The sequence below is a fragment of the Kitasatospora nipponensis genome (assembly GCF_039528135.1).
In the GTDB taxonomy this organism is placed as follows: Bacteria; Actinomycetota; Actinomycetes; order Streptomycetales; family Streptomycetaceae; genus Kitasatospora; species Kitasatospora nipponensis.
Genome location: NZ_BAAALF010000261.1, coordinates 1 through 4,615 on the forward strand (window position 1 = coordinate 1; position 4,615 = coordinate 4,615).

Consider the following 4,615-nt stretch of genomic DNA (forward strand, 5'->3'; position numbering starts at 1 on the left):
GCGACGGCCGGGGCCGACGGCGCCTCAGTGGCCGGCTCCTCAGCCGTCACGGCGTCAGCCGCCGGGGCGGCGGTCGTCACGGCGTCAGCCGCCGGGACGTCAGCCTCTGGGACGGAGGCTTCCGGGGCGTCAGCCGCGGGAGCGTCCGCCTCCGCCGTGGCGGTCGTCGGGCCGTCCGAATCCGCGCCCACCGCGTCCCGAATGGCGAGACGCGGGTCCACGGCCAGCGGCTTCGCCGCCGGCGGCTCGGCGGGCTCGGGGTCGGGCATCCGCAGGAAGGTCGTCAGCTTGTCCGTATCCCGGACGCGGAGCTGGACAGTGGAGCCGCCGTGCTCCCCCGCCTCCCCGGCCGCTGCCGCACGCTCGGCGCCCAGCGCCTCGCCCGGCCGGGCCGCGGCACCCGCCGGCTGCTCCCGCTCCCCGTCGTGCACCTTCTCCGGGGCCTCGCCCACGTCTCCCGACCTCCTCGTTTTCGCGCGCCGCGAGGACTCCCGCCACGGCTCGTCCGCCTGTACAGTCTCCGCCACCGGCGGCCGATCAAGCGGAGCCACACCCCGTCCGACCGGCGGTTATTCCGGCCTGCCCGACCTGTCCCCGGGTCAGACGTCGCCCGCTCGGGCCGCGGTTCCCCGCCCGCGGCCCCCGCCGCGCAGTTCCCGTCGCAAGGTCACGATTCGGAGGCGTACTCGACAAGCCCGTGTGAGAGGCGTCACTCTGTCATTCATCCACGCGGGGAGGCTTGGATGGGCAAGAGCCGTAGAACAATTCCCGAGGAACTCCTGCTGCTCGCCCTGGACCCGACCACGGGCACCACGGCGCAGCCGCAGACCCTCGACCTCGGACTTGCCGGGGCACAGCTCGTCGAGCTGTCCCTGGCCGGACGGATAGTCCCGGACGGGGACCGGATCGCCGTGGTGCTGCCACGGCCGACCGGCGATCCGACCCTGGACCACGCCCTGGAGCTGCTGCGCCGTCGCGGCAGCCCGGTGCGTGCCGCGCACTGGATCGGCGGGCCCCGACTGGGGCTGCGGCAGACCTACCTGGCACATCTGGAGCGGTGCGGCATGGTCGCCGCCGTCCCGGGCCAGGTGTGCGGGGTCCTGCCGACGACGCGCTACCAGGCGTCGGACGACTGTACGAACGCTGCCATCAAGCAGCGTCTCGACACAGCCATCCGCACCGGCGTGCCACCGGACCCCAGAACGGCCGCCCTGGCCGCGCTGGCGCACGCGGTAGGGCTGGGCAAGCACCTCTACCCCGGTAACGAGGGCAGGTCCTCGCGGTCACGACTGCGCGACCTGATCCGTTACGACCCGCTCGGCGGAATGGTCGCGCACGCCGTGATGGACGTGCAGAACGGCCTGCCGGTGCAGCAGAACCGGCCCGGCCCCACCGGCCGGGCACCCGCTGCCCGGGGCAGCTCCGAGTCGGTCCCGCGGGGCCGCACGGCGACACCCACCCGGGTCGGCGCGCGCTGACCCGACCCGATCCGTAACAGAGGCCCGGGCCCCCGAGGCCCACGCCTTGCCGCCCGGTCCGGGCTCCCCGTCGCACCGACGGGGTCCGGGCCGCAGGCCCACCACCCACCGCTCGCCGGCCGTGCCGGCGGCACGCCACGGGTGGTGCGCCACCGGTGCGCCGCCGACCGTACGGCGCCGGCGCCGACCTTCGCGCCGTGAGCGCCGTGATCGCCGGACCGACCTCGGACCACCGGGGCGGCCGCCCGGGCACCTGCCCCGGGCGGCCGCCCCGGCGTCGTCCCCGGGCCCGGCGGGGCCGCTGCGGACACGAAGGGTCGGGTACCGCGAATACCACGCCGGGCCCGTGCGCGGGGGTGCTGCGGCAATTCCGCCCGCGCAGTTGACCCGAAGTGACATGCTGCTGCAAGCCAGGGGGTTGGTACGAACACCGAAGCAGTCCGCAGCGGCGTGCCGATCCCGCCAGGCACGCCACGCACGCCAGAGGTACCGCCGGAGGTCGATGTGTCCGCCAGCATCAATCCCACCGTCCGCCGCAGGAGGCTGGGCGCGGAACTGCGCCGCCTGCGGGAGCAGAGGGGGATGACCGCCGAGGAGGTCGCCGGTCGCCTGATGGTGTCCCAGTCGAAGATCAGCCGGCTGGAGAACGGACGGCGCAGCATCAGTCCGCGCGACGTGCGCGACCTGTGCGACGTCTACGAGGTGATCGACCCGAAGATGCGCAACAGCCTGATGGAGATGGCCAAGGAGTCGCGCCAGCGCGGCTGGTGGAACGAGTTCGGCGACATCCCCTACAGCGTCTACATCGGGCTGGAGGCGGAGGCCTTCTCGATCCGCAGCTACGAGTCCTCCTTCGTGCCCGGGCTGTTGCAGACCCGGGAGTACGCCGAGGCGGTGGTGCACGGCACCCAGCCGGACACCGACGCGGGCGCCATCCTGCGCCGGGTCGAGGTGCGCCTCAAGCGGCAGGACCGGATCTCCGGGACCGACCGGATCGCCAGCTTCTGGTCCGTCATAGACGAGGCGGTGCTGGCCCGCGAGGTCGGCGGTGCGGCCGTGATGGGGGCGCAGATGCGCCGGCTGCTCGAGGTCAGCGAGCAGGCGAACGTGACGATCCAGGTGATCCCGTTCGTCCGCGGCGCGCACCCCGGCATGACCGGGACATTCTCCCTGATGGAGTTCCCCGAGTCAGCCGATTCGACGGTCGTCTACTTCGAAGGAGTGACGAGCGACCTCTATCTCGAGAAGGAGATCGATGTCCGCCGCTATACCGGTCTGTACGACCACCTGCGGGCGGCGGCCTTCGGGGTCGCGGAGTCCCGCACGTTGATAACGACCTATGCGGAGGCGTACGAGAATGAGCACCAGGATCCTGACCGTTGATCCGGCGTGGCGCAGGAGCACGCACAGCGGTGGCAACGGCAACTGCGTGGAGGTCGCCGTTCCGGCACCGGCCACCGTCGCCGTCCGCGATTCGAAGGACCCGTCCGGCCCTCAGTTGCGCTTCTCCCCCGCGGCCTGGGACGCCTTCGCCGGCGCGGCGGGCAGCGGCCGCTTCGGCACCGTCTGAACCCGCCCGCCCCGGCTCGTGGCGGGCGCCCGCCACGAGCCGGTTCCTCCGTCCGGGGTGCCTTCGGCGCACCGGCCCCGGTCAGCCGGCCGGGTAGCGCTCGCGCCAGGCCGGGCCGGCCTGCGGGCCGTGCAGTTCGGCGCCGTGGCTGAGCTCCAGCACCAGGTCGTCGGCCAGCTGCAGGATGGTGCCGCGGCCCTCCAGTTCGACCAGCCACTCGGGCGGCAGTGCCGTCTCCCCGTGCAGCGCGCCCAGCAGACTCCCGCAGACCGTCCCGGTCGAGTCGCTGTCACCGGAGTGGTTCACCGCGAGCAGCAGGCCGGAGCGGACGTCCTCGGCCACCAGCGCGCAGTAGACGCCGATCGCCAGCGCCTCCTCGGCCACCCAGCCCTCCCCCAGCGCCGCCACCCGCTCGGCGGACGGCTCGCCGGCCCGCACCGCCGCCTGCGCCGCGCGCAGCGCCGCCGCGGTCTCCTCGTGTCCGGGCCGCTCGGCCAGCAGCGCCAGCGCCAGGTCGACGCCCTCCTCCACCGTGCCGCCGCGCAGCACGGTGTGCACGGTCACCGCCAGGGCGCCCGCCGAGAGGTAACCGGTGGGGTGGCCGTGCGTCAGCACCGAGCACTCCAGGGCGAGTTGGAAGACCAGGCCGGGCTCCCAGCCGAGCAGCAGGCCGAACGGCGCGGCCCGCATCACCGTGCCGCACCCCTTGGAGTGCGGGTTCTTGGGGGCGTCCAGGGTGCCCAGCCGCTCGGCGTCCGGGCCGGAGAGGCCGGACAGGCAGGCCGAGCCGGGCGCGCGCTGCGCGTACAGCCACTCCTCGCGGCCGAGCCAGCCCAGGTCGTGGCGGCGCTCGTCGGGGCCCCAGTCACGCTGGGTGGCGGCCCAGCGCAGGTAGGCGTGGTGCACGTCGGTGGGCGGGTGCCAGCCGCCGCTGTCCTGCCGCACGTGCGCGCGGATCAGGCCGTCGACCGTGAAGAGGGTCATCTGGGTGTCGTCGGTGACCGCCCCGCGCCGCCCGTAGGCGGGCACGTAGCCGGTGACGCCCTGCGGCCCGTGCGCGGCCCGGATCTTCTCCAGTGACTCGAACTCGATCCCGGCGCCGAGCGCGTCGCCGACCGCCCCGCCGAGCAGGCAGCCGCGGACCCGGCTGCGGTAGTCCTGCTGCTGGGCACGCGACCACAGGGGCATCACGGAGGCAGAGCCTTTCACTGGGGGCTGCGGTGGGCACCCGGAGCACCGCCCGAGCGCCACCGCACTGTAGTTCGTCCGCCCCGCGGGAGGCGACGGGCTCCGCCAAACATTCGCTCTTCGGCAACGTGTTGCCACGACGCCGGTGACTGGCGGGCGGGCGGCTGCTGGGCGGGCGACTACGGGGTAGGTGGCTGCTGGGTAGGTGGCTGCTGGGCGCGGTGGGCGGCCACCCGGACCCGGGTCGCGCAGCGCGGGGTGCAGTACCGCTGGGGGGTGCGACGGCCGGTGTCGATGAAGTAGCGCCCGCAGCCCGGCGCCGCGCACCGCCCCCAGGCGCAGCCGCCGCGCTCGCCGAGCCAGAGGCCGAGGGCGAGCG

Annotated in this window: 5 protein-coding genes and 1 pseudogene; 3 read left to right on the forward strand and 3 right to left on the reverse strand. The window is 74.4% G+C overall.

Features of this window, described 5'->3' with window-relative positions:
* Nucleotides 1-452, reverse strand: a pseudogene (locus tag ABD323_RS37510) (hypothetical protein); the annotation flags it as partial.
* A 291-nt stretch (nt 453-743) separates the two neighbouring features.
* Between ABD323_RS37510 and ABD323_RS37515 the strand changes: the two are divergent.
* The 3 genes from ABD323_RS37515 to ABD323_RS37525 all read left to right on the forward strand — a co-directional run bounded on the left by ABD323_RS37515 (nt 744) and on the right by ABD323_RS37525 (nt 3,048).
* Nucleotides 744-1,478 carry a GOLPH3/VPS74 family protein gene (locus ABD323_RS37515; RefSeq protein WP_344446579.1) on the forward strand — a complete coding sequence of 245 codons (735 nt, stop codon included), beginning with the start codon at nt 744-746 and terminating at the stop codon, nt 1,476-1,478.
* Between the two features lie 504 nt (nt 1,479-1,982).
* A complete protein-coding gene (locus ABD323_RS37520; protein WP_344446580.1) occupies nt 1,983-2,861 on the forward strand; it encodes a helix-turn-helix domain-containing protein in 879 nt (292 codons plus the stop codon).
* A complete protein-coding gene (locus ABD323_RS37525) occupies nt 2,836-3,048 on the forward strand; it encodes a DUF397 domain-containing protein (protein ID WP_344446581.1) in 213 nt (70 codons plus the stop codon). Before ABD323_RS37520 ends, ABD323_RS37525 begins: the two co-directional genes overlap by 26 nt.
* An 81-nt stretch (nt 3,049-3,129) precedes the next feature.
* Here ABD323_RS37525 and ABD323_RS37530 read toward each other — a convergent pair whose 3' ends face one another.
* Both ABD323_RS37530 and ABD323_RS37535 read right to left on the reverse strand, forming a co-directional pair.
* Nucleotides 3,130-4,236, reverse strand: a complete 1,107-nt coding sequence (locus tag ABD323_RS37530; RefSeq protein WP_344446582.1) for an ADP-ribosylglycohydrolase family protein — start codon at nt 4,234-4,236, stop codon at nt 3,130-3,132.
* 179 nt (nt 4,237-4,415) lie between these two features.
* The coding region (locus tag ABD323_RS37535) for a CGNR zinc finger domain-containing protein (RefSeq protein ID WP_344446583.1) at nt 4,416-4,615 on the reverse strand (200 nt) is incomplete at its 5' end.

What these genes read in the sequence shown, in the direction of transcription:
- ABD323_RS37515 (WP_344446579.1), top strand. Translation starts at nt 744, where the DNA reads ATGGGCAAGAGCCGTAGAACAATTCCCGAGGAACTCCTGCTGCTCGCC.
- ABD323_RS37525 (WP_344446581.1), top strand. Translation starts at nt 2,836, where the DNA reads ATGAGCACCAGGATCCTGACCGTTGATCCGGCGTGGCGCAGGAGCACG.
- ABD323_RS37530 (WP_344446582.1), bottom strand. Translation starts at nt 4,236, where the DNA reads ATGCCCCTGTGGTCGCGTGCCCAGCAGCAGGACTACCGCAGCCGGGTC.